Below are 23,579 nucleotides of genomic sequence, written 5' to 3'. Positions count from 1 at the left end.
CACCCGAGAGGGCGGCCGCTGTGGCACGCGTGAGTCGAATCCGAGATATGAGTGACGAAGTACCCACAGACGCCGACGTCGGCCGTGACGGGTCGAGCTCGGCCGACGCTGGCGGCGTCGGCCCGCGATCGAGCGGACTGAACGCCACGGAAGTCGATCGACTGTTCTCGGTCCTGGAAACGGCAGTCGACGAGGGCAACCAGCTCGACACGGAAGCGACCGACCGGCTGCTGTCCGTCCTCGAAGCCGCCGTCGTCACGCCGACGCAACTCGATACCGAGGAGATCGATCAGTTGTTCTCGGTCCTCGAATCGACGGTGATGCAAGCACCGGACACGGAGAGCGCGAACCAGGTCCTTTCGGTGCTCGAAGCGGCGATCACCGATCCGGTCCAGATCGATGGGACGGAGAGCGAGGGACTGCTCTCGGTGTTAGAGGCAGCTCTCGTCGACCCGACCGATCCGGCCCCGGCGACAGAGGACGTCTTCTCGCTGCTCGATTCCGCTCTCGGTAACGCGACCGACGGTGAGGAGTCCAACGGCGTCGCCTCGCTGTTCAGCGCGGCCGGACTCGATCCGGACGACGTCGATCGGACTGCTGACAACGTGTTCGCCCTGTTCAATCCGGCGAGCAGACGCGATGCGGACTCGGACCAACCGGCGGCCGACGGCTGGGACCCCAATCAGGACGCGAACGGCGACTGGTCGAACGAGAACGTCGATCCGTATCGGATCGCACGCATCGCCGCCGCGGCTACCCAGCGTAGTACGGAGTACTCGTTGCGGTCCGGCATCCGAACCGGGACGAGCATGGTCCGAGCGGCCTCTACCGCCGAGTCGCCGGCCGACCTCATGGACGAGGTCTCGAAGATCGCGTACAAGGAGATGTCCCGCCTGGGGCTGGACGTGGGCGACTCCGTCGAAGCGGACGAAGAGTGGGGCGGTGCGTCTCGCGTCCAGACGAAAGACGTGCTCCAGGAGCGGGGCTCTCGCCTCCTGGAGATGTCCGCCGACGTCACGTACGACGAGGAGGTACACCCCTCTTATCCGCGGATTCTCGACAGCATGGCGGCCGACGAGGCGCGCATCCTGCGGCTGCTCGCGACCGAAGGTCCCCAGCCCTCGATCGACGTGCGTGACGTCGGCTGGGTGCCCATCTCCTCGGAGTTGATCGGCGCGGGGCTGACGATGATCGGGAGCGAAGCCGGCCTCAGCCAGGAGGATCGCACCCACGCGTACATGAACAACCTCTATCGACTGGGCCTGCTCTGGTTCTCCGACGAACCGGTCGACGACATCAAACGCTATCAGGTACTCGAAGCCCAGCCCGCCGTCGAAGCCGCCATCGAGCAGGCCAAACGCGCTCGGACGATCTATCGGAGCGTCCACCTGACGCCCTTCGGCGTCGACTTCTGTCGGGTGTGCATGCCGTTCGAGGTCACCGCCGAGGACGCGTCGAGCGTCTACGAGACGCCGGAGCGCGTCGAGGAGTGACCACGCCGTCCACCCTGTGACCAGCGGTGACGTGGTGTGTGCGTGTTTGAACCTGCCTGAAGACCAGTGTGTCGCGTCGGCGGACCGCTGCCGGATGGCGAATCCGACGTTTCCTCTGGGTAACCCGGTTACCGATCGGTTCGGGAATCGTTTTAGGTTACCGACTGTAACGTAGTAACGTAGAAATATTCCACCGTCACACGACACGTGAATCCCGATGACGACGAACACCAACGAAACCGACGACCGCCTGCCGACGAGTGGACCCGACACGGAGACGTACGACCGGTACAAAGCAGTGGCCACTGACGACGGTGACCTCATGATCTACGACGAAGAGATCGGCGCCGCGTGGCTCCAATCGTCTACCCCGGTGACACTCGACGACTGGCGGTGACGCCGCACCTGGTCGCGGCTCACCCCTGCAACGACCTCCTGTCCAGACCTGTCACCCTTTACTGTCGCGTTCTGTAAACCCGGTATGGCCGGCCGCGATTCTCACCCGGACGACCGATCCCTGCGGGAGCTCATCCGGTTTTACCTGATCGACCACCGCACACCGATCGGGAAACTCGTCGACGTCGGGGTCCTGGTTCTGGACCTCGTTTTCATCGCCATCGTCGTCGTCGAAACGTATCCGCTGACCGAGACGGCCGAGGCGTATCTCTGGCTCACCGAAGTCACGATCGCGAGCATCTTCCTCGTCGAGTACTTGCTCCGACTGTACAGCGCCCGGAACCGCTGGGGGGAGTTCACCGATCCGTACACGATGGTCGATCTCGTGTCGATTCTCCCGACGTTCGTGGTCCTGGCAGCCCCCGGACTCGTGGCCTCGGCCACGGCGATCGGGCTCTTGCGACTCGCCCGCGTGGTGCGCGTGCTCCGGTTCTTCCGCTTTACCAAAGACGAGCAGTTCTTCTTCGGGACCGTCGAACTCGGGACGCTCCGTGCGATGAAACTGCTCCTCACGGTGCTGTCGATCTTCTTTCTCTACGCCGGCTTTTTCTACAACGTCGAACACGCGGCGAATCCGGCCATCGACACGTTCGGCGACGCGTTCTACTTTGCGGTCGTCTCGCTGACGACAGTCGGGTTCGGAGACATCACGCCCGTCACGCGGACGGGCCGCTGGGTGACTGTCTCGGCCATCTTGATGGGAATCATTCTGCTTCCCTGGGAAGCCAGTCGGATCATCAGAGCGTGGACGGACGACGGCACCGTCGACGTGACCTGTCCGGAGTGCGGACTGACGGGCCACGATCCGGACGCCTCCCACTGCAAGGCCTGCGGGAACGTCATCTATCAGCAGATCAAATCGAAGCGGTGACGCGACGGCGCGGTCGACGACTGACCGGGGTTACGACTGCTCGCGCGCTGCTGCGATGTGTTGGCGCGCTTCTTCGGGCGTCATCCCTCGGACGCCACAGGCGCACGACCGCAGCTCAGGGTCGGTCAGGTCGTTTACCTGTTCTTCGCGCGTGCGTTCGAGCGCGTCGCGTTCCGGATCGTAGTCGTAGTACACGCGGTAGTTGATCTGGACGACGCCCTCGATCTGGTGGTCCGCTTCGGGATCGGGATTCGCGATCGCCTCGGCGTGTTCTGCCTGCATCTCTGCTTTCCACTGATCCAGCGTGGCCTCCGGGTCCCGCTCGTCGGTCATACGTCAACCGAGAAGTCCCGTCGGAAAAAAGTCCGTGTGTTCCCGCCCACTTCTCCACGCCAGCGTTGACCCCTGCAAGAACTGCCGCTATGGGCCGAAAACTATGAATTCGTGTTCCTTGAGCGGGGGCTACGCTTAAGAGTGCGGCGTACAACCGCCCACGTAAGTCATGGCAGACGATACGCCCGTCAGTGAGATCATGAGTTCCCCGGTCGAGACGATCGAGCGGGAGACCACCATCGACGAAGTGGCCCGCGTCTTCGCCGAAGAGGGGGTCGGCTCCCTCATCATCGGCGACGATCCGATCGAGGGCATCATCACCGAACACGACGTCGTCAAAAGCATCGGCAACGGGCAAGACCCCGCGGAGACGTCCGTCGAAGAGCTGATGTCCGATCCCGTGGTGACCATCCGTCCCCACGACACCGTCGAGAACGCGGGCGACCGCATGGGGAACAACGGCGTGAAGAAACTCCCCGTCACCGAGGAGGGCATCCCGGTCGGCATCGTCACGACGACCGACCTCGCGCACTTCCTCCCGCACCACCGACTGGAGATGGCGAGCCAGCCGGAAGAGGACGTGCCGGACGGCGAGTTCGAGTAACGACCCCCGCGGCATCACCTCGTCGACTACCCTGGACGCGGCCCGGGCCTCGCCTTCGCTGCACCAACGCTCCCCCCGACCGACTGGTAGCTTCAGCGATGAACTTCGCAGATGGCCGGAGTTCGAGCGTACGACTGTCTCTGCCAGTTGTTCGAACCGATCGCTGACGACGCTGTACACGTTCGTTTCACGGCTTCACCGAACCGAGATCGAATCCTCCTCTTAAAGCTCCGGGTATGGCTGGCGCAACCCCCATTGAAACGACACACGAATTGTCAGTTGCTGGTGGCTGGACTCCCCAACAGAGTTTCCGTTCCACTGGCATCGCTCCCATCGCTTCCAAGTGGGGTTCTCCCCTCCCATCTCTCCCGAGTGTGACTCCGTGAGTTAACACGTCTGACTGGGTCGCAGTCGCGGGCCTCGGCTGCCGGCTCCTGTTACCCCGGACGAAACCCACCGTGAGAAGAGATTACTGCGTGCCGTTCCAGCGTTGTCGGCAGTCTTCGTCACAGAAGTGTGCAGACTGGACCTGGTCGTCTTCGATCCACGTGATGACGCGGTGGTTCGGTGAGCTGACGATCGGTTCCTCACAGGTCCTGCAGGTGGGGGCGTCGTCTTCCGATACGTCGTCGCCGAGATCAGATGTTGGGTCAACCATTGTTGAATCCTGTGCGACCGACCTACTTAATCCCACATATCGGCGGTGAGTGGTCGGCTGAAACCGGATTATCTTTCGTGGAGTTACTCGGATCGCGCGTAGCCAGGGTCGAAGATCTGGGCGGACATCGGTGCCGGGTCGCCCTCGGTGAGGTTGTACTCGGAGAAGTCTTCGACGCCGGCCTCGCGGAGGAGTTCCTCGTCGTAGACGTAGTTGCCGGTGAACTCGGCCGGGTCGCGGTTCAGGATCTCCATGACCGTGTCCGAGACGATCTCCGGGGTGCGCCAGTCGTCTTCGGTCCCCATGCCGAAGTAGCGCGTCGCGCGCGTGTCGATCGCCGTCACCGGCCAGAAGGAGTTACAGCCGATGTCGTGTCCGCCGAGTTCCTGTGCCAGCGACAGCGTGATGAAAGACATCCCCATCTTCGACCAGGAGTAGGCCGCCTTTCCGGGCGCGCGGTCGATCTTGACCGGCGGCGCGTTCGTGAGGATCCAGGCGTCCTCCTCGACGTCCTTGAGGTGGTCGATGAAACCGCGAGAGACGAGGTACGTGCCGCGCACGTTGACCTCGTTCATGAGGTCGTAGCGGTTGGCCGGCATGTCCTCGACGTTCTGCATCTGGATGGCCGAAGCGTTGTTGATGACGATGTTGATCTCGCCCATCTCGTCGATGGCCTCCTCGATGGCGGCGTTGACGTTGTCCTCGTCCCGGACGTTCAGCTGAATGGCGTGCGTGTCGACGCCCTTCTCGGCACACTCCTCTGCGGTCTTGTGGATCGTCCCTTCAAGGTCGGAGTCGGAGTCGTCGACCGTCTTCCCCGTCGAGACGATGTTACAGCCCTGCTCTGCGAGCGCGAGTGCGAGCTGCTTCCCGATGCCTCGCGTCGTCCCAGTGATAAATGCTGTCTGGCCGCTGAGATCTGGCTTGTCTATCATCTGTGTTTGCTACACACTCCCAACGTACTAATAGTTCCTTGAACGGCGCACTCTACCACTGCGAGTGGAAAAGCGGTATTACCCCGCCGCCAGTAGCCCCGGTCATGCGAACCGTCGTCGTGGCGAACGCCAAACGACTCGTCGTCTGGTCTCTCGCCCTACTCGTCATCGGTGCGACCCTCGGCGTCGCCTGGGCGGCCACGCCACACCAGCCCCGACCCGGCTCTGTCGCTGCAGCGACCGACGGGACGAACGTGACCGTCACGGAGCGATCCGGCAGTTACGTCATTCGAGAACCCGGCGGTGACCCCGCAACCGTCGCCCTCGTGTTCTATCCCGGCGGGCACGTCGCCCCCGAGGCCTACGTGCCGGTGCTCGCGCCCTACGTCGAACAAACGGGGGTGCGAGTGTACGTCCCGAAGATGCCGTTTACGCTCTCAGTGCTCGATCCAGACAGAGCGGCCGCGTTCCGCGAGCAGGCGCCGGAGATCCGGACCTGGTACGTCGGCGGCCACTCGCTCGGCGGGGCGATGGCCTGCCGGTACGCCGGCAACGAACCGGACCAGGTTGACGGCGTCGTCCTGCTCGGCTCGTACTGTGACCGATCGCTCAACGGGACGGGACTTTCGACGCTTCAGGTGCTCGGCTCGCGCGACGGCGTCGTGACGGGCGCGAAGGCCACCGCGAGCGACAAGTTCCTGCCGTCGAACGCCACCGTCATCACCATCGAAGGGGCGAACCACACCCAGTTCGGGAGCTACACCGGCCAGAAGGGAGATCTCAGCGCGAACATCAGCTACGAGGTCGCCCACCAGCGAATCCGCGACGTGCTCTGGGCCTGGAGCGGGTCCGAGAGCGACGCCATCCCGGCACCGGAAAACGGCACGCTGGTTCCCGAACCCAACGAGAACTGACTTCTCAGCGGTCCTTCGTCACCGACTCGCCGGGTTTGGTCACTGCGCCCGCCGAGAGTTTGGTCCCCGCGTTCAGCGACGTGTTGATCGCCGTCTTGGCGCCGTCGCCGGCGACGACGCCGAACTTCCGCCGGCCCGTCGAGACCTGCTCGCCTTTGACCATGAGCGTCACGTCCGCTTCGTCGTGTCGGAGGTTCGCCACCTGGGTACCTGCACCGAGGTTCACGTCGCGACCGAGCACGCTGTCGCCGACGTAGCTGACGTGGGGCACGTTCGATCCGGACATGACGACGGTGTTTTTCACTTCGACGCCGTGCCCCACCTCGGTGTCCTCCGCAAGCAACGTCGCCCCGCGAACGTACGCGTTCGGGCCCACGTGCGCGCCGCTCCGGACGAGTACCGGTCCCTCGATGACGACGCCCGGTTCGATGACCGCTCCGTCCTCCACGACGACGGTCCCCCGGAGTTCGGCGTCACCGCGCACCTCCCCGCGAACCGCAGACTCCATCTCGCCGAGTTTCCACTCGTTTGCCTCCAGGAGTTCCCATGGCCGCCCGACGCCCATCCACCGGTCGATGTCGACCGTTCGGACGTCGAACTGGTCGATGACTCGCTCTAGCACGTCGGTGATCTCGTGTTCCCCGCGCTCGCTCATCGGGACGTCGAGCCACTCCCGGGCCTCGGACGGGAAGACGTACGCGCCGACGTTGATGCGATTCGACGGCGGGTCCGCCGGTTTCTCGACGATCCCGGTCACAGAGTCGCCGTCGATGGCGAAGACGCCGTACGGCGTGGGGTCTTCGACCTCGTACGTCCCGACCGCGGGCCCGCCCGAAAACAGATCGGCGAGGCCGGCGGGGTCGTAGAGGTCGTCGCCGTTCAGCACGGCGAACTCCCCGTCGAGATGCTCCCGGGCAGCCTGCACCGCGTGGGCCGTGCCGAGTTGCTCCTCCTGGACAGCGTAGGAGACTGGCACGCCGCGGTAGCTGTCGCCGAAGTGCTCCCTAACGACCTGCTGTTCGTACCCGACGACCAGAATCAGTTCGTCGACGCCGGCTTCGACCGCGGCGTCGACGGTGTGTGCGACGAGTGGCCGATCGGCGACCGGCAGCATCGGTTTCGGCAGCGACTCGGTCAGCGGACGCATCCGCGTTCCCTCCCCGGCGGCCAGAATCACAGTCTGCATACTCGGCCCGTCCGCTGGCTCCTAAATATGCCTACCGACCGTTCGTCACCGTAGCGACTCCCTTCCGTTCGCCCCCGCTCTGACATGCGCCGTCTTCCGGTGTGTTTCTACACCGATTCGTCCGACTCGTCGTCCAGGTCGGTGCTGTCCCCTCGATCGCTGTACCCCTCTCGACCGACCGCGTCGCTGTCGACCATCGTCAACACAGACTGTCGCACTCCGCCTTTCGACTCGTAGGTCTCCTCACCGAGCGGTCCGAGTATCTCGCGGAGCGGTTCCGATCCGTCGACGAGATCGACCGACGCGTCGCCGTGTTCCGCGAGCAGTTCCTCGAGCGAAATCGGATACTCGTACGCGTCGAGCGCGTCCGCGAGTTCCTCGCCGAACGCGACTCCACTCTCCCGATCGTCCTGGCTTTCGTTTCTCTCTGACATGGTTGGGTTGGCAGGCTTCAGTTGGTGACGCCACCGGTGGCGTCTCCGAAAAACCGCGTCAACAGATACCTGTCTACGCCACGGGATCAGCGCAGTTGTCGCCACGGCTGGCACGTGCAAGCCGGAGGACCGACGCGGCACCGAGCGCGACAGAGGCGGGATTTGGCTGTGGCTCGCCGATGGGGCGGCTCGCCGGACAAATCGCTGAATGGAAGGGGCGGGATTTGAACCACGTCGCCACGTTCCGGGTCACTCCCTTCAGTCGCTTCCCGGGCTGCGTGTCGCCTCATTCAAATCCCACGTTCAACTTCTGCACAGCGATCGCACTCGGCGATAAAACGCCTCGCGGGTGCTGTAAAAAGTGGAAGGGGCGGGATTTGAACTCGCCGAGACGCTCGTGCTCGCTCACTTCGTTCGCTGTGCGCGCTGCGTCTCGTCTGCTCAAATCCCATCATCCATCACGCGATATCGATGTGGCTCGCCGATGGGGCGGCTCGCCGGACAAATCGCTGAATGGAAGGGGCGGGATTTGAACCACGCGAAGCCCTAAGCGGGGTAACCCACGGCCGGGGTTCTGGCACGTCCGACCGTCGGCGCTCTACCACTGAGCCACCCTTCCAAACACCCGAATCTATGGATGCGAGCGGTATCAAGCCTCCGGTGACCCCGATCGGTACCCGCTCGTTTCCCCGTTGGAACCACTACTCTGCCCCAGCTCCAGGTCGTACTCGCGGGCCTGCGCTTTGATGCGCTCGGCGTCAGCGACGACGTGTTCACCGCGGTCGTACAACACGCGGCCGTCGACCATCGTGAAGACGACGTCGTCGCCGTGGGCCGCAAAGACCAGATGCGACAGGACGTCGTTCACTGGCGTCGTCCGGGCCGCGTCCGTCCGCAACCCGACGACGTCGGCTTTCCAGCCCGCTCTGAGTTTGCCGACCTGCTCGAACCCGGCCGCGCGGGCCCCGTTGGCGGTCGCCATCTCGAAGATCGTCGCCGCTGGCGTCGTCGTCGGGTCCAGCGTCTCGACTTTCTGGAGGAGGCTCGCCTGGCGCATCTCCGTGAACGGATCGAGCGTGTTGTTGCAGGGCGGGCCGTCGTTGCCGAGCGCGACGTTGATGCCGCGGTCGAGGTAGTCCACGACCGGCGCGACGCCCGAGGCGAGTTTCATGTTCGAGGACGGGCAGTGACAGACGTGCGTGCCCGTGTCTGCGAGCACTTGCCGTTCGGACTCGTCGGTCCACACGCAGTGGGCCAGGACGACGTCTTCGCCTGTCAATCCGACCTCGTCCAACCAGTGAATGTTTCGTCTGCCGGTCGCTTCCTCGACGGTTTCGACCTCGTCGCGGTTCTCGCTCGCGTGGGTGTGAATCCGGACGCCGTCGTAGGCGTCGGCCAGGTCACGGACGCCCCGCAGACAGGCTTCGGTACACGTCACTGCGAACCGTGGCGTGAGCGCGTACCGAATCCGGCCGTCCTCGTTCCCGTGATACTGCCGAATCAGTCGCTCGCTCTCGGCGAGCGCGTCCTCGGTCGACTCTTCCAGTCCCGGCGGCGAGTTCTTGTCCATCAGAACTTTCCCCATCCGGGCGCGGATGCCCATCTCTGCCGCCGCCTCGAACGCCGACGAGGCGTGGTCGACCGACAGGTGGTCGATCACCGTCGTCGTCCCCGATTCGATACACTCCAGGTAGCCGAGTTCGGCCGCGAGTCGCATGCCGTCGGCACCGAGGTCGGCTTCCATCGGGAGGACGTACTCGAACAGCCACTCCAGGAGTGCCCGATCGTCCGCGATCCCTCTCCCGAGCGATTGGACCGAGTGGACGTGTGCGCCGACCATCCCCGGCGCGACGACGTCGAACGCCCGTCGCTCGCGGTTCGGGTACTGATCGAGCAAGTCCGCTGCGGACCCGACTGCCTCGATGCGATCGCCGGCGACGACGACCGCCCCGTCCTCGATGACCGTGTCGGCGTCGGCGACGACGGTGCCCCGGAGTAACATCCCCTCGTCAGTACTGGACTCGTGTAGAAAATACCTTGGTCGATTGCGCGTTGCGAACCGGTTCGGTTCGCCACGGATATGGTTAGTTACTGAGTGATCGACGAAGACGGCAGCCTTATGCCTTGACACACCATACCAATGATCGTGCGAGAGCACCGGGAACAAGCCGGACGACCTGGTCCAGATCGCCGCATTCGGCGGGACGCATCAGGTTAGGGGCAACAACCGAACTGCCCGTAACAGGGCAACAAGGATACTGCTCCGAAGGAGAACCGCACCGGTCCAGTGCCACTCCACCCGGACCGAGTGGTGGAAGGCCAAGTAACGGACGTCACGTGAGTGGCGTTCGTGAACCTGGGAGACCAGCACAGCCGTGCGGACCGGGGAAAACATCTCCCGTCCGGGTTCTAGCTGGTGTTCTCGCCCCCGGTTCGATTTTATCCAGGCCAGGAACCAACAGCGCCTCCTGTCTGAACCACGTAGCCCGACGCATGTGTGGCCGCACCTCGCTGTTTGCCCCGCGAGCGGAACTCGAATCCCGATTCGACGCGCGCGTGCCCGACGACTACAGACCACGGTACAACGTCGCACCCTCCGATCCGCTCGAAGTCATCACCGCCGACCAGCCGGACGTCGTCCAGCGATTCGACTGGGGATTCATGCCTCGCTGGGCCGATGCTGACGATCAGGGGTTCATCAACGCCCGGGCGGAAACCGCACACGAGAAGCCGGCGTTCAGCGACGCCTGGGAGTCCCGGCCCTGTCTCGTGCTCTCCTCGGGCTTCTACGAGTGGAAAGAGACCGGCAGGGGACGGAAACAGCCGTATCGGGTCTCCCGCGAAGACGACCTGGCGTTCGCGATGGCCGGGCTGTGGCAACGGTGGGAAGACGACGGCGACCGCCGCCAGACTGTGACGATACTCACGACGGACCCGAACGAACTCGTCGAACCACTGCACGACCGCATGGCCGTTGTCCTCCCACGCGAGGCCGAAACCACCTGGCTGACCGCGGGGCCGGACGAACGGGCCGACCTGTGTCGCCCGTATCCGAACGACGACCTCGACGCGTACCCCATCTCGACGGCCGTCAACGATCCGTCGAACGACTCACCGGCCATCGTCGAACCCGATCGATCCGAACAGACCGGTCTCGGAGAGTTCGGTAGCTGACCGGTCAATTCTCCCGGCGTCTGGTCACCAACAGTGCGAATCCGACGAGTGCGATCCCGGCAACTGCGCCGGTAAAGCCGGGCCCCTCGGCCGTCGTCGCCTGTGCCGTCGTGCCTGCCGGCTCGTTGCTGGCCGCTGCCGGACTGGCCGTGACCGTCTCGGTCGTGGACGCTCCCGCTGACGCGTCCGTTTCCTCGGTCGTCGGTGTGTTCTCGGTGGTGGTCGGCCGCGCGGTCGTGTTCGTCGTCCGCTCGTCCGCTTCCGTCGGTGTCGGCTCCACGGTGGTCGCGAGCGGTGGTTCGGAGACCGGCGTCGTCGGCTCGCTCGGTTCCGTCCAGGGGTCCCGGACGTACCCCCGGGCCTCCGCATCGTAGTTGTACGCGCTCACGCTCACGTTGGCACCTGGCAGCACCTCGGACAGATTCAGCGGCAGGGCGAACGTTCGGTTCGCCTGAACGGTGGTTTCGATCGACTGGCTGAACATCTCGTTCTCTCGAACCCGGAAGTTGAGGATGGTCCCAGGTGCGACAGTGGTGGTGCCGTTGACCGTCGCGTTACTGGTCGGCGGGAGCCGTAACTGATCCTCCTCGCCGGCTTCGATCGTAACCGACCGCTCCGTGAACTGCACCGTCGCTTTGACCCGTTCGTCGCTCGAGATTACCTGACTGTCCTCGTCGAGCTCGAACGTGGCCTCGTATCGGTCGTCTGCTCGCACCGTTGCCCGACCGTCGGTGAACTCGAGTGCGTCCGGGTCCATCGTGACGTACACCGTGTCGTTTTCGGGGGCCGGAATCACGTGGAACGCGTCGTTCTCGAAGCTCCGACCGATGGCGACTTCCGGTGGCTCCCTCGCCCAGTTCTCCTTGTCAAGTTCGAGCGAGAACGACGTGTTCGGTGACTGGACCAGTGACCGGAACCGTTCGGTGTCGTCTTCGCCGGGCTGTGCGTCCAGGATACCGAACACGCCCTGCGTGTGAACGGTTGCAACCAGTACGTCGCCCATCGCTACGCTGTCCGTCTCCGTCAGGTTCATCTCTTTCCGTGACTCGCCGAACTGCTCCCCGGGCGCGGTCCCGAACGCGAGAGAAGACACGGACGGTTCACTGAGAACGAGCAGGTCGATGTCCTGGAGTTCCCCGTCGGTTCTGACTTTCAGATCGTAGGTCGCTGGCTCGATCGGCTCGTCCAGCGGTTCAGTCGTGAGGTTGACGCGCTCGACGTCGTCGCCAGCCTCGGCGCTCCAGGCTTGTCGTTCACCGCTCCCCGTGTGATTCCCGGCGAGGTACGTGTTCATCCTGAGCGACACCTCCCCGTCGAAGTCGTCGTCGTCGAACTTGATCACCGCGCGATACCCCTTGTCAGCCGTCCCGGCGATGAGCCGTCCGCTCTCTCCGTGACCGATCGTGATGTTGATCGTCGCGCGATCACCGACTGTCTCCCTGACAGTACCCTCGGCGAACGACGCTTCGGACGCCGCCGAGAGCGCCACGGGCGACGTCGCCGCAGGTGCCGTGCCGTCGGTTTGGAGGGTCTGTGAGACCGCCTCGCCGTCGTGCTGGCCCGGTGCTGCACCGACTGCGGGGCTGCTCGTTGCGACGAGCGAAAGAAGGAGAAGCGATACGAGGGCCGGAGTGAGGTTCGTCTCTGTCATCGTTTGAAGCGAATGCGTCGACCAGCAGTGATCGTGCCTTCTCTTCACTCGCTTCCCGCTTTGTTACACGACTCCTACCATCTCGTAATCTTTCTATACCGGCTTGTTTCATCATCTCGGTGCCACGAATCGCGTTTCAAGGAGACCCTGTACGCCTGTAATCTGGCGGTACGACCCGCTCCGAGAGATCGCGGGGAGCGTCACGACGAAAAATAGCGATCAGCAGGCCTGCGCAACGTGAACGCGTTGTGACCGGGTCGAACGGTCGGAGCCGGTCAGAGACGGCTGGCTTAGTACGACCGTTCTTTCGGTTCGTAGGTCTTGTCCTCGCCTTCGAGGATGACGGGCTTGTAGTAGAGTTCCGGGCTGCCGTCGTTCCAGGCGATCATCGTGTGCTTGATCCACTCCTCGTCTTTGCGCTCCTGGTGCTGTTCGCGCCAGTGGGCGCCGCGGAACTCTTCGCGGGCCAGTGCGCCGAGCGTGATACACTCGGCCACGTCGATGATGTTGCGCGTCTCGATCGTGTGGATGAGGTCCGTGTTGTAGGTGCGCGACGGGTCACGGACGTAGACGTCCTGATACCGCTCGCGAGCGACGCGGAGGTCTTCGAGCGCCTCCTTGATGTTCTCCTCGCGGCGGAAGACGTTGACGTTGTCCGTCATCGTCTCCTGGACGTCCGCACGGACTTCGGCGTGGTTGACGCCGTCGTCTTTCTCCAGCAGCTCGGTGACGCGCCGTTCCTCGGCGTCGACGTGGTGCTGAATGACTTCCTGGGGCTCGACGAGTGCGCCGTCGGCGGCGACGTCCGCGTCGCCAGCGTCGACGGCACCCGGGGAGACCGGGGTATCGAGGTCGCTCTCTTCGCTCTTTGCCGAGAGGCCGGTCGGGATCTCCGCTTCGCCGAGGTCGCGACCGCCCGCGTGTGCGCCGGCGCGGCCACCGAAGACCAGCAGTTCCGGCAGGGCGTTGCCACCGAGACGGTTCGCGCCGTGCATGCTGACACAGGCACACTCGCCAGCGGCGTAGAGACCGTTGATACAGGTCTCGCCGTTCTCGTCGACCTCGATGCCGCCCATCGCGTAGTGCTGGCCGGGCTTGACCGGCATCGGCTCTTCGAGGCCGTCGACGCCCTCGAAGTCCTCCGCGAGGTGGAGGATGTTCTCCAGGCGGTCGAGGATGCGCTCTTCGCCGAGGTGGCGCATGTCGAGGTGGACGTACTCGTCGTTGATACCGCGACCTTCGTTGACCTCAGTGAGTTCGGCGCGGGCGACGACGTCACGAGAGGCGAGTTCCCCTTCGTTGTTCGCGTACCCGTACTCGAACATCAGGCGTTCCCCCTCGTCGTTGTAGAGGATCCCACCTTCGCCGCGGACACCCTCGGAGATGAGGACCCCCGTCGACGGCAGCGTCGTGGGGTGGAACTGGATCATCTCCATGTCCTCGACCGGGACGCCGGCGCGGTAGGCCATCGCCGGCCCGTCGCCGGTGTTGGCCACTGCGTTGGTGGTGTGGTCGAAGGCCTGTCCGAGGCCACCGGTCGCGAGGATCACGCCACCGGTCGCGCGGAAGCCGGCGATCTCGCCGGACTTGATGTCGTAGGCAACGCAACCGTGACACACGCGGTCCTCGGGATCGTCGTGGTCGGTCACCGCGAGGCGGGTCACGTACCACTCGTCGTACACCTCGATCCCTCGCTTGACCACCTGCTCGTACATCGTGTGGAGCATGTGGTGGCCGGTCTCTGCGCCCGCGTAGGTCGTTCGCGGGAAGGAGAGCCCACCGAACGGACGCTGGGAGACGCGACCGTCGTCCTCGCGGGAGAACGGCATACCCCAGTGTTCGAGGTTGATGACTTCCTCGGGCGCGTTCTTCGCGAACGTCTCGATCGCCGGCGCGTCGCCCAGGAAGTCCGACCCCTTCATCGTGTCGTAGGCGTGGTCTTCCCAGGAGTCGGCGTCGCGGAGCGCGGCGTTGATACCGCCCTCTGCCGCGCCCGTGTGACTCCGAACCGGGTGGAGCTTCGTCACGATGGCCACGTCGGCTCCTTCTTCGTGGGCCTCGATTGCCGCCCTGAGGCCTGCGCCGCCACCGCCGATGACCAGAACGTCGTGTTCGTACATTATTGTATCACCAGAATTTCAGGTTGTTCTTGACTGCTTCGCGTTTCAGTTCCTGGATGTGCTCGGTGAGCGGGATGTCCTTCGGACACACCTCGGTACAGGAGAACTGGGTCTGGCAGCGCCAGACGCCGTGTTCCTGCTCGATGATGTTCAGCCGGTGCTGTTTCATGTCCTCGCCCTCGCGCTCGTCCATCGCGAACCGGTAGGCCTTGTTGATAGCCGCCGGGCCGAGGTATTTGTTGTCGCCCGCTGCGATGTTACAGGAAGACATACACGCACCGCACCAGATACAGCGCGTGGACATCTTGATCTTCTCGCGGTTCTCGCGGTCCTGGCGCTGTTCTTCCAGGTCGCTCACGCTCGGCGTGTCGTTCGTCTGGAAGTACGGCTCGACGGACTCCATCTGGTCGTAGAAGTGCTGCATGTCGACGACCAGATCCTTGACGACGTCCTGATGCGGGAGCGGTTCGATGCGAACCGGGTCGTCGAGGTCCGAGAGCTGGGTCTTACAGCCGAGACGCTGGCTGCCGTTGACGAACAGCGCGTCAGAGCCACAGATCGCCTGCCGACAGGAGTGTCGGAAGGTCAGACTCGAATCGAAATGGTCGCGGGCGTAGATGAGCGCGTCGAGCACGGTCATCCCCTTGAAGTACGGGACGTGGAACGTGTCGAAGCGCGGTTCCTCTTTACCCTCGACTTCCGGGTCGTAGCGGAAGACCTTCAGCTCGATCGTCTCGTCGGCGTCGCCGAGTTCTGCCTTGGCCTCCTCCTGGAGGTCCCGCTGTTCGGCGCGCTGGCGTTTGCGCTCCATGCGCTGTGCCTGGGCCGGCGACTCCTCGGCCTCTGCTTCGCTTTCCTGTGCCTCTGTTTCGGATTCTTGAACTCCTGTACTCATTAGATGATCCCTGCCATGACGAGCGCCGTTCGAGTCCCCTGCGCGATCAACACCAGGCTGGCGACGACGAGTACCCACTTGACTGCCTGCTTCTGGCCGCCGTCGAGGCCCTGGTTGATCAAGGCGTTGAACACGCCGTTGACGCCGTGGAAGGTCGCGGTCACGAGGAACGCGACCATCGTCCCGAAGTACCCGACTTGACTCATTCGGGCTTGGGTCCCCATGAACGTAATCTCAGCGGCGTGGTTCACGAAGTGCAACAGCATGAAGTGGAACGCGAGCACGCCGATCAGGAACACCGCTGTAAGTCGCTGGAGGAACCAGCGAGCGTTGCCACGATCGAACGAGGAGTAGTGCTCAGCCATCTCAGAACGCCCCCGAAACGAAGGTTGGAACGCTCGCGACGACGATGGCGCCCGACAGCACCAGCGACGCGTAGAAGCTCTTGTCCTGTGCCTCAAGTCCGATGCCGAGGTCGACGAACAGCAGCCGAATTCCGTTGAGGATGTGGAACACCGCAACGGCCAGCAATCCAACCTCGAGCACGCGAACGATCGCGAGGGCTTCAAGGCCCCGGATGGTCTGCGTGTAGGCTGTCGCCCCCTGCGTCGCGGTGCTCAACACCGCGATGTGGGTGAACAGATAGCCGACCAGCACCCAGCCGGTGAACTTGTGGAAGATCCATGCCCACATGCCGGCCGAGAAGTCTTTCCACCGTCCGAAGTCCTCGACGGTGCCCCGGTCGTACGACTGACTCATAACGTTCGGAGCCAAGGACCGGGGGTGTTTAGTAGTTTCTACATGGTCCTGCACCGTGTCGACAAAACCGCCTGTAGAACCCCTCTTGTTCCACCATTCCACGCATCGAAACGGCAGGATTAATTCACGCTATCTTCTGATCGAACGATGTTCGAGAGACTGGAACACGCGGGCGACTGTCGATCGACGTGTCGCGCCACTCCCCGAATCAGTGCCGACGGAAAACCAGTGACACGTGAGGACGAAACTTCACGCGAAGTCTCGTCGGTGCCACCCACCAATCGAGAGCACTTTCCCACAGCGCTCCCCCATCCTGTGCTGGCAGCGCCATCACCGTTGTAAATTGCTCCATAACCGCCGATACCGGAACGGTAGTTACCACGTAACGGCACGATGGTTCCCGATTACGCCCGAATCCCGTCGGAATCAGTTCCACTGACTCTGTCAAAACCCACGCTCGTCTATCCCGCTTGCCGAGTCAACTGGACGAGTGAGAGGACGAAAAGGCACGTGATGGTGACACAGAATACCAACAACCGGTAATCTTCCAAGAACCCGCCCGTTGGGACGCTTGCGAGGACCACGAGGCCACTACAGGTCGCAAGGAAGAGGTAGTACTGCGCCCAGTCCCCGTTCCCGCGTCGTCGTTGCTGCGTGTCGTGGAGGTAGCGTGCCAGATCAGTCGCGTGGGCCCCGGGTCGTATCTCCTTCCGGTCGGCGTCGAAGTCAATGACGTCGACCGCATCCATCCGGGGAAGGTGGTTCTGGTACAACCCGATGTAGACGCGTTTCCGCTCGGTCGACGTGACCTCCGACACGTCTTTGTCGTTTTCACTGCTCGCGACGTACTCGGCCATCTCACCGAGTTGAACGCTTTCAGACGGCGCCGACAGGAGGTGCTGGAGCACGTGTCGTCTCCGCTGATTGCTCAGAATGTCGAACGCGTCGTCGAGCGAAAGCTGAGACGAACCCTCGATGCCGACGCGGCCGCCTCTGGCGTCGCCCGCCACCGATCCGTTTCTCTTCCCAACTGTTTGCTCGTTGCTCCCTTTCGCTTCACCGCTCCCTTCCCACTGAAGCATGTTGTTTCAAATTTGGATTGTCACCTGTGTAAACTCTTTCCTAGTTCGATTCTGTTTCTCTACATAGGATATTTATTATTTTCTCGGCGATACATCTCTCGGACGTGTAAACTGGCAGGATATGTCGCAATCGGTGGGCTCGGATCGGTAGGCGAGCAGGCTAACGTGGACCCGGCGCCGCTCGGGAACGACTGGGGCTACGTCTTCGATGGGCCGCCCGGGTTCGCTGCCTGCTGGTCGCGTTCCACGGCGCGGAGCGTCCGACCGTCGAGTCTGACCAGGTGGCAGAGCGGATTACCGGGGTACACGAGTGGGTTCTCTAACACGCCGACGAGGACGCCGGTGAACGGTGCGAGCACGGTGTCCGACTCGGATTTGAAAGGGTTCGTGATGGTACAGATCCGGTCACCCTCGTAGACCAACGACCCCTGGTCGTAGTGCATCTCGACGAGCCCACCGGCGTCGGCCCGCAGCCACGTTTTCTCTTTGCTCCCGTCGATGACCGTCCGCCAGCCCGGCCAGTGGACTGCGTCAGTCGGGTGGAGGCCGTACTCGGCCAGGACGCTCACGACGCCGTCCAGCGCCCGGTCGATGAGAGAGCGCTGGAACCGGTGTGCCTCACCCATCTCGACGGTGATCGTCGGCACGCCGGCGTCACTGGCTTCCCGACGGAGCGACCCGCTCGGGCCGGTACTCGAAATGATGACGTTCGATGCGAACGCCTTCGCCAACCGACTGACTTCGGGATCGTCCGTGTCTGCTCGGACGTGGAGCATGTTTGTTCGCCCACGCGTGGACGTGTGGAGATCGATGCCCAGATCGCACGGTTCGATGAAGTTCTCGAAGATGCGGGCTGCGATCCGCTTCGCGTTCGTGCTCCCCTCTGAACCGGGGAACGATCGGTTGAGGTCCCTGTCGTAGATCGGGAGATACCGTTCCTGTGCCATGAACGCGGGGACGTTCAGGACGGGGAGGCAGACGAGTGTGCCTTCGAGTCCCCCGTGGTCCCACTCCTGGGCGACCTCGCGCACCACCTCGACGCCGTTGAGTTCGTCGCCGTGCACCGCCGCGCTGAGAAAGATCTTCGGTCCGGGTTTGTCGCCGTTGATGATCGTCACGGGGATTCGGATCGGGTCCCCGAGGTAGGTCTGGCTGACGCTGTATCGGATGTCCGCTGTCTCTCCGGGCTCCACCCGTCCGCCGTTGTAGGTGAAAGCCGCCGAGTCACTCATGCCCCGCTCTCGGTGAGGGAGGTATAAAAACAGTCGACAAACCTCGACTGCGAGAACCGCCAATGTCAACGCCATGTCGCGAAAATTCGACGTTTTCCGGCCGGCAACAGCAGGCCTTTTTCCGGGGCCAGTCCAAGCCGTGTTATGACTGACAGCGCTGATCTCACCGTCGGGGTTCTGAGTCTCCACAACAGCAAGGAAACGAAAGCGATTCTCAACGCGGTCGCCGACCTCGGATACGGCACCGAGTGGCTCCGGGCCGAGAACACGGCCGTCGACATCCAGGACGGAACCGCCCGCCTGGAACCGGACGTCGACGTCATCGCGAACAGACTCCTCCTCTCGAAAGACGAGCACCCGGCTGAAGGGCTGGGGCTGGCGCACACCTTCGAGCATCTCGCACCGATGCTCAACCCGCCGAACGCGACGTTGACGGCGATGCACAAGTTCGCGACGGGCGTCGCACTCGCTCGCCAGGGGATTCCCGTGCCGGACGCGCTGCTCGCGCTCTCGGGCGACCGGTTGAACGCGGCGCGCGAACGGTTCGGTGACGAGGCCGTCTACAAGACGGCGATCGGAACCCACGGCGGCGGGGCCTGGAAGGTCGACCTCGACGATCCGGTGAACCCGCAGGTCGGCTCTCGGCAGGCGTTCCTCCAGGAGTTCCTCGAACACGACGAGACCCAGCACAGCGACCTCCGCGTGTACGTCGTCGGCGACGAGATCGTCGGCGCCATGAACCGCTACGCGCCGGACGGCGAGTGGCGCACGAACGTCGCACTCGGCGGCGAGGTCGAAAACGCGACCGACCAGATCGACGAGGAAATCGCCGACATCGCGCGACGGTCGGCCGACATCGTCGGCCTCGACTACGCTGGCGTCGACATCGTGGAGGGGTCCGACGGCTGGTACGTCCTCGAAGTCAACCCGACGGCCGGCTTCAAGGGGCTCTTCCAGGCGACGAACCGGAGCCCGGCGCCGTACATCGCCAAACTCGCCATCGAGCGGGCCGGCGGCGACGTCGACGACGAGAAGGTCGAGCAGTTGGCGGCCTCGCTCGACGACTCCCGGCCAGCGTGCATGCCTCGACCCCAGAAGAGTAGCCAGACGAAACCGGTCGTCATCGGCTACATCGAGGAAGTCGTCGTGAGCGGGACCCGCGGCTCGGAGACGGTCATGGCGAAAGCCGACACCGGGGCGACCCGGACCAGCATCGACTCCCGACTGGCCGCCGAGATCGGCACCGGCCCGATCAAAGACATCGTGACGGTGAAATCGGGGAGCGTCAAGAAAGGCAAATCCCGGCCGGTCGTCGACCTCGTGGTCGGCGTCGGTGGCACTCAGCACACCGTCACCGCGAGCGTCGAAGACCGCGATCACATGGAGTACCCCGTGTTACTCGGCCGGGACATCATCGAGAACTACCTCGTCGACATCAACCGCCGCGCCGACGAGAAAGGGGGCGACCGGATCGAGAAAGAACTCGAAGAAGAGGAGTAAGCTCGGCGCCACCGTCGTACGCGGTTCTCCCTGGCCTGTGCTGCCGTGTGACCGAGCGCGCTAAGTTCACCTTTCGACGAACTTCCCGTCGCCGGTGACGTACAGCCACTTACTTACTAACCATGCCGGCGGCGTTCACGCGTCACATGTACGAGACAATCCTCGTTCCGATGGACGGGAGCGATGGATCGAACAGGGCAGCAGAGCACGCGCTCGAACTCGCCGACCGGTTCGACTCGACGCTCCACGCGCTGTTCGTCGTCGACACGCGGCGGTACGGCGAACCCGGTCTCAGCAGCACGGAGATCGTCGTCGACGAACTCGAAGACCACGGCCACACCTTGGTCGACGAATTCGCCGATCGCGCGGACAACATCGACGTCGAGACCGAAACCCGGGTCTGTCACGGCGTTCCCCACGACGAGATCATCGAGTACGCCACCGACGTCGACGCCGACGTCATCGTGATGGGCTATCAGGGCCACACGCACCGCCAGAAGATCGGGAGCGTGGTCGAACGCGTCGTCAGGGAGGGCAGTCGACCGGTCTTTACCGTCTGAGGGCCGTCACTCCGAACTGAGTACCTCGGTGACGTCCTCCTCTGCTCGCCAGAGATAGAGACTGGCGTAACTCCGGTACGGTGCCCATCGCTCAGCCCGTTCGACCATCTCCGCCCGGCTCATCGATTCGTCGAAGACGGTCTCCATCCCTTTCCTGATGCCGAGGTCACCGATCGGGAACACGTCCTCGCGGCCGAGTGAAAAGATGAGCTGCATGTCCGCCGTCCACGTTCCGACGCCCGTGACCTCGGTGAGTTCGGCTCTGACCTCGTCGTCGCTCATCTCGGCGAAGTCGGCCTTGCTCCAGCCGCGGTCGACGAACGCTTCGGCGATGTTCTTCACGTACTGGACTTTCTGTCGGGACAGCCCTACGTCCCGGAGAACGTCTTCGTCGGTCGCGAGCACTGTTGCTGGCGTCACCTGAACTGCCTCGAACAGTCGCTCGCGCGTCGCCGCAGCCGACGCCATCGAAACCTGTTGGCGGAGCACAGAGGTGACGAACCGCTGGTAGAAATCCTCGGCGGGCTCGATAATCAGTTGGCCGTGTGCCTCGACGAGCGGTCCGAGATACTCGTCGCCAGCCAGCGTCTCGTGTGGATCGGACACGGCCGACCCCAGGTACCGAATCGAGAAATGCGTTTCTAACAGTCGGCGAGCCAGTGTGACGACTCCGACTCGATCGCCTCCGCGCGGTCCTCGTCGGTTTTCCTGACGTCCGGCTGCTGTTCGATGATCTCCGCCGGATTGCCGGCGACCGTGGCGTTCGCCGGGACGTCCTCGGAGACGACGGCGCCCGCGCCGATCGTTGCACCCTCCCCGACGGTGATCGGGCCGATCAGCGTCGCGTTCGCGCCGACCGTCGCACAGTCCTCGACGGTCGGATGTCGTTTCTCCCTGCGCATCGATTTTCCGCCGAGCGTGACGCCGTGATACAGCAACACGTCGTCGCCGATCTCGGCGGTCTCGCCGATGACGACGCCGGTGCCGTGGTCGATGAACAACCGATCGCCGATGGTCGCGGCCGGGTGTATCTCGACGCCGGTCAGAAAACCCGCCAGTTCCGAGAGAACGCGAGCGACGAGTCGATGGTCGGTCTCCCAGAGCACGTGCGCGATCCGATACAGCCAGACCGCGTGCACACCTGGATACAGGAGTGCGACCTCGAGGGTACTCTGTGCAGCCGGATCTTTCGCGAGGGCTGTGCGGACGTCCTCGATGACGTGCGTGCGGATCGTGTCGAGTCGTTCGAACATTGTTAGGGGTTGGGGGTCGTGGAGTTCGGTCGGTCTCGGTTCAGTGACTGTAACGTTTAGTTCCCGTGCCGACGGCGAGGAGAGAATCAGCAACAGCGACAGCGTCGCTCGATACGTGCGAGTGGCTGCTCCCGGTGCAGACGGACCGAACGGCGCGAGCGAACCGTCATGTTACTGTGTACTCGTGGGTCAGACCACATAAATGCTGCCGAGAGCGGTGCGACGTACGGCGGTCGCGGTGCTCGCAGTCGAGCCGCGAAAGAAAGTCGAGTCCGTTGCTGGCCTCAGAAGCCTTTGCCGAGGAGTTCGCGGGCGATGATGTTCTTCTGGATCTCCGTGGTGCCCTCGTAGATCTGGAGGATCTTCGAGTCGCGGTAGAAGCGCTCGACGTCGAAGTCGTTGACGTAGCCCGACCCGCCGTGGACCTGGACGGCCTCGTTGGCGACGTCGACGGCCACGCGGGAGGCGTACTCCTTGGCCATGGAGGCGAGTTTCGTGATGTCTTCGCCCTGGTCGACCTGCCAGGCGGACTTGTAGGTCAGGTTCCGCGCCGCCTCGATGTCGGTGAACATGTCCGAGAGCTTGTGCTGGATGGCCTGGAACTCGGCGATCGGACGGCCGAACTGCTCGCGTTCCTGCGCGTAGTCGAGCGCGCGCTCTGCGGCGCCCTTTGCGACGCCGACGCCCTGTGCGGCGACCATCGTCCGGGTCTCGTCGAAGAACTGCATCTGCTGGAGGAAACCCATGCCGCGGTTGCCGATCAGGTTCTCCTCGGGAACGCGGACGTCGTCGAAGATGAGTTCGGCCGTGTCCGAAGCACGAATGCCGAGCTTGCCCTCGATCTTGTCCGCTGTGAATCCGTCGCGATCGGACTCGACGACGATCTGGGAGAAGCCGTTGTAACGACCCTCCGCCTCGGGATCGGTCTGCGTGAGGACGACGAAGTAATCACCGATCGAACCGTTGGTGATCCACATCTTGTTGCCGTTGATGACCCACTCGTCGCCGTCTTTCTCGGCCTGCGTGGACACGGAGGAGACGTCGGAGCCGGTGTCGGGCTCTGAGATGGCCGCGCCCATGATGGCGTCACCGGACGTGATCGGTTCGAGGAAGCGCTCTTTCTGGTCTTCCGTCCCGAAGCCCATGATCGCGTCGGCGCCGAACGACGACGACTGGATACACAGGGCGATGCCGGGATCTGCGGCGAACAGTTCCTCGGAGAGGATCGCCACGTCGAGCGCGGAGTAGCCCGCGCCACCGTAGTCCATCGGGATGTTCGCGCCGAGCATCCCCATCTTGGCTGCCTCGTCCATGACTTCCTGGGGGTACTTCTCGTCGACGTCGTACTCCGTGGCGACCGGCTCGATCTCGTTCTCGGCGAACCGCTTTACCTCACTGCGGAGTTGCTCCTGTTCTTCCGTAATCTCGAAATCCATGTCCGGTTCTTCGCAACAGAACTATAATACTTT

At 63.6% G+C, this 23,579-nt stretch carries 24 protein-coding genes and 1 tRNA gene; 8 read left to right on the top strand and 17 right to left on the bottom strand.

The annotated features are described in order from the left end of the window. Positions 1 to 47: 47 nt before the first annotated feature. From MU553_RS14820 to MU553_RS14810, 3 genes are all read left to right on the top strand, one after another. A complete protein-coding gene (locus MU553_RS14820; RefSeq protein WP_247378783.1) occupies positions 48 to 1,493 on the top strand; it encodes an Abi-alpha family protein in 1,446 nt (481 codons plus the stop codon). Positions 1,494 to 1,710: 217 nt separating this feature from the next. Beyond that, positions 1,711 to 1,890 (top strand): DUF7331 family protein, encoded by a 180-nt coding sequence (locus MU553_RS14815; protein ID WP_247378782.1) that lies wholly within the window; start codon positions 1,711 to 1,713, stop codon positions 1,888 to 1,890. Between the two features lie 84 nt (positions 1,891 to 1,974). Beyond that, positions 1,975 to 2,820: an ion transporter gene (locus MU553_RS14810; RefSeq protein WP_247378781.1), complete on the top strand. Its 846-nt coding sequence runs from the start codon at positions 1,975 to 1,977 to the stop codon at positions 2,818 to 2,820. Positions 2,821 to 2,850: 30 nt separating this feature from the next. On the opposite strand, the gene MU553_RS14805 is transcribed toward MU553_RS14810, so the two are convergent. Continuing rightward, on the bottom strand, positions 2,851 to 3,153 hold the full coding sequence (locus MU553_RS14805; protein WP_247378780.1) for a hypothetical protein: 303 nt from the start codon (positions 3,151 to 3,153) through the stop codon (positions 2,851 to 2,853). Between the two features lie 169 nt (positions 3,154 to 3,322). Between MU553_RS14805 and MU553_RS14800 the strand changes: the two genes are divergently transcribed. Then, entirely contained in the window at positions 3,323 to 3,757 is a 435-nt protein-coding gene (locus MU553_RS14800; RefSeq protein ID WP_247378779.1) for a CBS domain-containing protein, read from the top strand. 469 nt (positions 3,758 to 4,226) lie between these two features. Here MU553_RS14800 and MU553_RS14795 read toward each other — a convergent pair whose 3' ends face one another. Further along, on the bottom strand, positions 4,227 to 4,415 hold the full coding sequence (locus tag MU553_RS14795; RefSeq protein ID WP_247378778.1) for a DUF7576 family protein: 189 nt from the start codon (positions 4,413 to 4,415) through the stop codon (positions 4,227 to 4,229). 83 nt (positions 4,416 to 4,498) lie between these two features. Further along, on the bottom strand, positions 4,499 to 5,350 hold the full coding sequence (locus MU553_RS14790) for an SDR family oxidoreductase (RefSeq protein ID WP_247378777.1): 852 nt from the start codon (positions 5,348 to 5,350) through the stop codon (positions 4,499 to 4,501). Between the two features lie 104 nt (positions 5,351 to 5,454). On the opposite strand from MU553_RS14790, the gene MU553_RS14785 reads away from it, so the two are divergent. Next, on the top strand, positions 5,455 to 6,264 hold the full coding sequence (locus tag MU553_RS14785; protein WP_247378776.1) for an alpha/beta fold hydrolase: 810 nt from the start codon (positions 5,455 to 5,457) through the stop codon (positions 6,262 to 6,264). Positions 6,265 to 6,268: 4 nt separating this feature from the next. Here the strand turns inward: MU553_RS14785 and glmU are convergent, their stop codons facing one another. From glmU to MU553_RS14765, 4 genes are all read right to left on the bottom strand, one after another. Beyond that, positions 6,269 to 7,450 (bottom strand): bifunctional sugar-1-phosphate nucleotidylyltransferase/acetyltransferase, encoded by a 1,182-nt coding sequence (gene glmU / locus MU553_RS14780; RefSeq protein WP_247378775.1) that lies wholly within the window; start codon positions 7,448 to 7,450, stop codon positions 6,269 to 6,271. A gap of 107 nt (positions 7,451 to 7,557) precedes the next feature. Beyond that, a complete protein-coding gene (locus tag MU553_RS14775) occupies positions 7,558 to 7,884 on the bottom strand; it encodes a DUF5789 family protein (RefSeq protein ID WP_247378774.1) in 327 nt (108 codons plus the stop codon). A gap of 514 nt (positions 7,885 to 8,398) precedes the next feature. Beyond that, positions 8,399 to 8,503 (bottom strand) — tRNA-OTHER (locus MU553_RS14770). A 30-nt stretch (positions 8,504 to 8,533) separates the two neighbouring features. Beyond that, positions 8,534 to 9,886, bottom strand: coding sequence for a 5'-deoxyadenosine deaminase (locus tag MU553_RS14765; RefSeq protein WP_247378773.1), 1,353 nt, complete (start codon positions 9,884 to 9,886; stop codon positions 8,534 to 8,536). 491 nt (positions 9,887 to 10,377) lie between these two features. Here MU553_RS14765 and MU553_RS14760 point away from each other — a divergent pair, with 491 nt between their 5' ends. Continuing rightward, complete coding sequence (locus tag MU553_RS14760; protein WP_247378772.1) at positions 10,378 to 11,058, top strand: SOS response-associated peptidase; 681 nt, start codon at positions 10,378 to 10,380, stop codon at positions 11,056 to 11,058. A gap of 4 nt (positions 11,059 to 11,062) precedes the next feature. Here the strand turns inward: MU553_RS14760 and MU553_RS14755 are convergent, their stop codons facing one another. The 7 genes from MU553_RS14755 to MU553_RS14725 all read right to left on the bottom strand — a co-directional run bounded on the left by MU553_RS14755 (position 11,063) and on the right by MU553_RS14725 (position 18,797). After that, the gene (locus MU553_RS14755; protein WP_247378771.1) at positions 11,063 to 12,709 is read right to left on the bottom strand and encodes a DUF7827 domain-containing protein; all 1,647 of its coding nucleotides are present in this window, start codon (positions 12,707 to 12,709) and stop codon (positions 11,063 to 11,065) included. Positions 12,710 to 12,999: 290 nt separating this feature from the next. Next, positions 13,000 to 14,829, bottom strand: coding sequence for an FAD-binding protein (locus tag MU553_RS14750; RefSeq protein ID WP_247378770.1), 1,830 nt, complete (start codon positions 14,827 to 14,829; stop codon positions 13,000 to 13,002). Between the two features lie 7 nt (positions 14,830 to 14,836). Then, on the bottom strand, positions 14,837 to 15,724 hold the full coding sequence (locus MU553_RS14745) for a succinate dehydrogenase/fumarate reductase iron-sulfur subunit (protein WP_247378769.1): 888 nt from the start codon (positions 15,722 to 15,724) through the stop codon (positions 14,837 to 14,839). Further along, positions 15,724 to 16,089, bottom strand: a complete 366-nt coding sequence (locus tag MU553_RS14740; protein ID WP_247378768.1) for a succinate dehydrogenase hydrophobic membrane anchor subunit — start codon at positions 16,087 to 16,089, stop codon at positions 15,724 to 15,726. The genes MU553_RS14745 and MU553_RS14740 overlap by 1 nt, the downstream gene beginning before the upstream one ends. Position 16,090: 1 nt before the next feature. Next, positions 16,091 to 16,483 (bottom strand): succinate dehydrogenase, cytochrome b556 subunit, encoded by a 393-nt coding sequence (sdhC, locus tag MU553_RS14735; RefSeq protein WP_247378767.1) that lies wholly within the window; start codon positions 16,481 to 16,483, stop codon positions 16,091 to 16,093. A 461-nt stretch (positions 16,484 to 16,944) separates the two neighbouring features. Then, the gene (locus MU553_RS14730) at positions 16,945 to 17,565 is read right to left on the bottom strand and encodes a DUF7344 domain-containing protein (protein ID WP_247378766.1); all 621 of its coding nucleotides are present in this window, start codon (positions 17,563 to 17,565) and stop codon (positions 16,945 to 16,947) included. 197 nt (positions 17,566 to 17,762) lie between these two features. Then, a complete protein-coding gene (locus MU553_RS14725) occupies positions 17,763 to 18,797 on the bottom strand; it encodes a succinylglutamate desuccinylase/aspartoacylase family protein (RefSeq protein ID WP_247378765.1) in 1,035 nt (344 codons plus the stop codon). A gap of 144 nt (positions 18,798 to 18,941) precedes the next feature. Here MU553_RS14725 and MU553_RS14720 point away from each other — a divergent pair, with 144 nt between their 5' ends. Next, positions 18,942 to 20,297, top strand: a complete 1,356-nt coding sequence (locus MU553_RS14720) for a RimK family alpha-L-glutamate ligase (RefSeq protein ID WP_247378764.1) — start codon at positions 18,942 to 18,944, stop codon at positions 20,295 to 20,297. A 146-nt stretch (positions 20,298 to 20,443) separates the two neighbouring features. Then, a complete protein-coding gene (locus MU553_RS14715) occupies positions 20,444 to 20,857 on the top strand; it encodes a universal stress protein (RefSeq protein WP_247378763.1) in 414 nt (137 codons plus the stop codon). 6 nt (positions 20,858 to 20,863) lie between these two features. On the opposite strand, the gene MU553_RS14710 is transcribed toward MU553_RS14715, so the two are convergent. The 3 genes from MU553_RS14710 to MU553_RS14700 form a co-directional block, all read right to left on the bottom strand. Then, complete coding sequence (locus tag MU553_RS14710; protein WP_247378762.1) at positions 20,864 to 21,463, bottom strand: DNA-3-methyladenine glycosylase family protein; 600 nt, start codon at positions 21,461 to 21,463, stop codon at positions 20,864 to 20,866. A gap of 35 nt (positions 21,464 to 21,498) precedes the next feature. Continuing rightward, positions 21,499 to 22,110 (bottom strand): serine O-acetyltransferase, encoded by a 612-nt coding sequence (gene cysE, locus MU553_RS14705; protein WP_247378761.1) that lies wholly within the window; start codon positions 22,108 to 22,110, stop codon positions 21,499 to 21,501. Positions 22,111 to 22,394: 284 nt separating this feature from the next. Beyond that, complete coding sequence (locus MU553_RS14700) at positions 22,395 to 23,546, bottom strand: acyl-CoA dehydrogenase family protein (RefSeq protein WP_247378760.1); 1,152 nt, start codon at positions 23,544 to 23,546, stop codon at positions 22,395 to 22,397. Positions 23,547 to 23,579: the final 33 nt, after the last annotated feature.

This window comes from Halorientalis brevis (assembly GCF_023077655.1).
This window is presented reverse-complemented; position numbering and strand designations above follow the sequence as displayed.

Excerpts from the sequence above, each read along its gene's own strand:
- MU553_RS14820 (WP_247378783.1), top strand. The coding sequence starts at position 48 with ATGAGTGACGAAGTACCCACAGACGCCGACGTCGGCCGTGACGGGTCG.
- MU553_RS14815 (WP_247378782.1), top strand. The coding sequence starts at position 1,711 with ATGACGACGAACACCAACGAAACCGACGACCGCCTGCCGACGAGTGGA.
- MU553_RS14810 (WP_247378781.1), top strand. The coding sequence starts at position 1,975 with ATGGCCGGCCGCGATTCTCACCCGGACGACCGATCCCTGCGGGAGCTC.
- MU553_RS14805 (WP_247378780.1), bottom strand. The coding sequence starts at position 3,153 with ATGACCGACGAGCGGGACCCGGAGGCCACGCTGGATCAGTGGAAAGCA.
- MU553_RS14800 (WP_247378779.1), top strand. The coding sequence starts at position 3,323 with ATGGCAGACGATACGCCCGTCAGTGAGATCATGAGTTCCCCGGTCGAG.
- MU553_RS14795 (WP_247378778.1), bottom strand. The coding sequence starts at position 4,415 with ATGGTTGACCCAACATCTGATCTCGGCGACGACGTATCGGAAGACGAC.
- MU553_RS14790 (WP_247378777.1), bottom strand. The coding sequence starts at position 5,350 with ATGATAGACAAGCCAGATCTCAGCGGCCAGACAGCATTTATCACTGGG.
- MU553_RS14785 (WP_247378776.1), top strand. The coding sequence starts at position 5,455 with ATGCGAACCGTCGTCGTGGCGAACGCCAAACGACTCGTCGTCTGGTCT.
- glmU (WP_247378775.1), bottom strand. The coding sequence starts at position 7,450 with ATGCAGACTGTGATTCTGGCCGCCGGGGAGGGAACGCGGATGCGTCCG.
- MU553_RS14775 (WP_247378774.1), bottom strand. The coding sequence starts at position 7,884 with ATGTCAGAGAGAAACGAAAGCCAGGACGATCGGGAGAGTGGAGTCGCG.
- MU553_RS14765 (WP_247378773.1), bottom strand. The coding sequence starts at position 9,886 with ATGTTACTCCGGGGCACCGTCGTCGCCGACGCCGACACGGTCATCGAG.
- MU553_RS14760 (WP_247378772.1), top strand. The coding sequence starts at position 10,378 with ATGTGTGGCCGCACCTCGCTGTTTGCCCCGCGAGCGGAACTCGAATCC.
- MU553_RS14755 (WP_247378771.1), bottom strand. The coding sequence starts at position 12,709 with ATGACAGAGACGAACCTCACTCCGGCCCTCGTATCGCTTCTCCTTCTT.
- MU553_RS14750 (WP_247378770.1), bottom strand. The coding sequence starts at position 14,829 with ATGTACGAACACGACGTTCTGGTCATCGGCGGTGGCGGCGCAGGCCTC.
- MU553_RS14745 (WP_247378769.1), bottom strand. The coding sequence starts at position 15,724 with ATGAGTACAGGAGTTCAAGAATCCGAAACAGAGGCACAGGAAAGCGAA.
- MU553_RS14740 (WP_247378768.1), bottom strand. The coding sequence starts at position 16,089 with ATGGCTGAGCACTACTCCTCGTTCGATCGTGGCAACGCTCGCTGGTTC.
- sdhC (WP_247378767.1), bottom strand. The coding sequence starts at position 16,483 with ATGAGTCAGTCGTACGACCGGGGCACCGTCGAGGACTTCGGACGGTGG.
- MU553_RS14730 (WP_247378766.1), bottom strand. The coding sequence starts at position 17,565 with ATGCTTCAGTGGGAAGGGAGCGGTGAAGCGAAAGGGAGCAACGAGCAA.
- MU553_RS14725 (WP_247378765.1), bottom strand. The coding sequence starts at position 18,797 with ATGAGTGACTCGGCGGCTTTCACCTACAACGGCGGACGGGTGGAGCCC.
- MU553_RS14720 (WP_247378764.1), top strand. The coding sequence starts at position 18,942 with ATGACTGACAGCGCTGATCTCACCGTCGGGGTTCTGAGTCTCCACAAC.
- MU553_RS14715 (WP_247378763.1), top strand. The coding sequence starts at position 20,444 with ATGTACGAGACAATCCTCGTTCCGATGGACGGGAGCGATGGATCGAAC.
- cysE (WP_247378761.1), bottom strand. The coding sequence starts at position 22,110 with ATGTTCGAACGACTCGACACGATCCGCACGCACGTCATCGAGGACGTC.
- MU553_RS14700 (WP_247378760.1), bottom strand. The coding sequence starts at position 23,546 with ATGGATTTCGAGATTACGGAAGAACAGGAGCAACTCCGCAGTGAGGTA.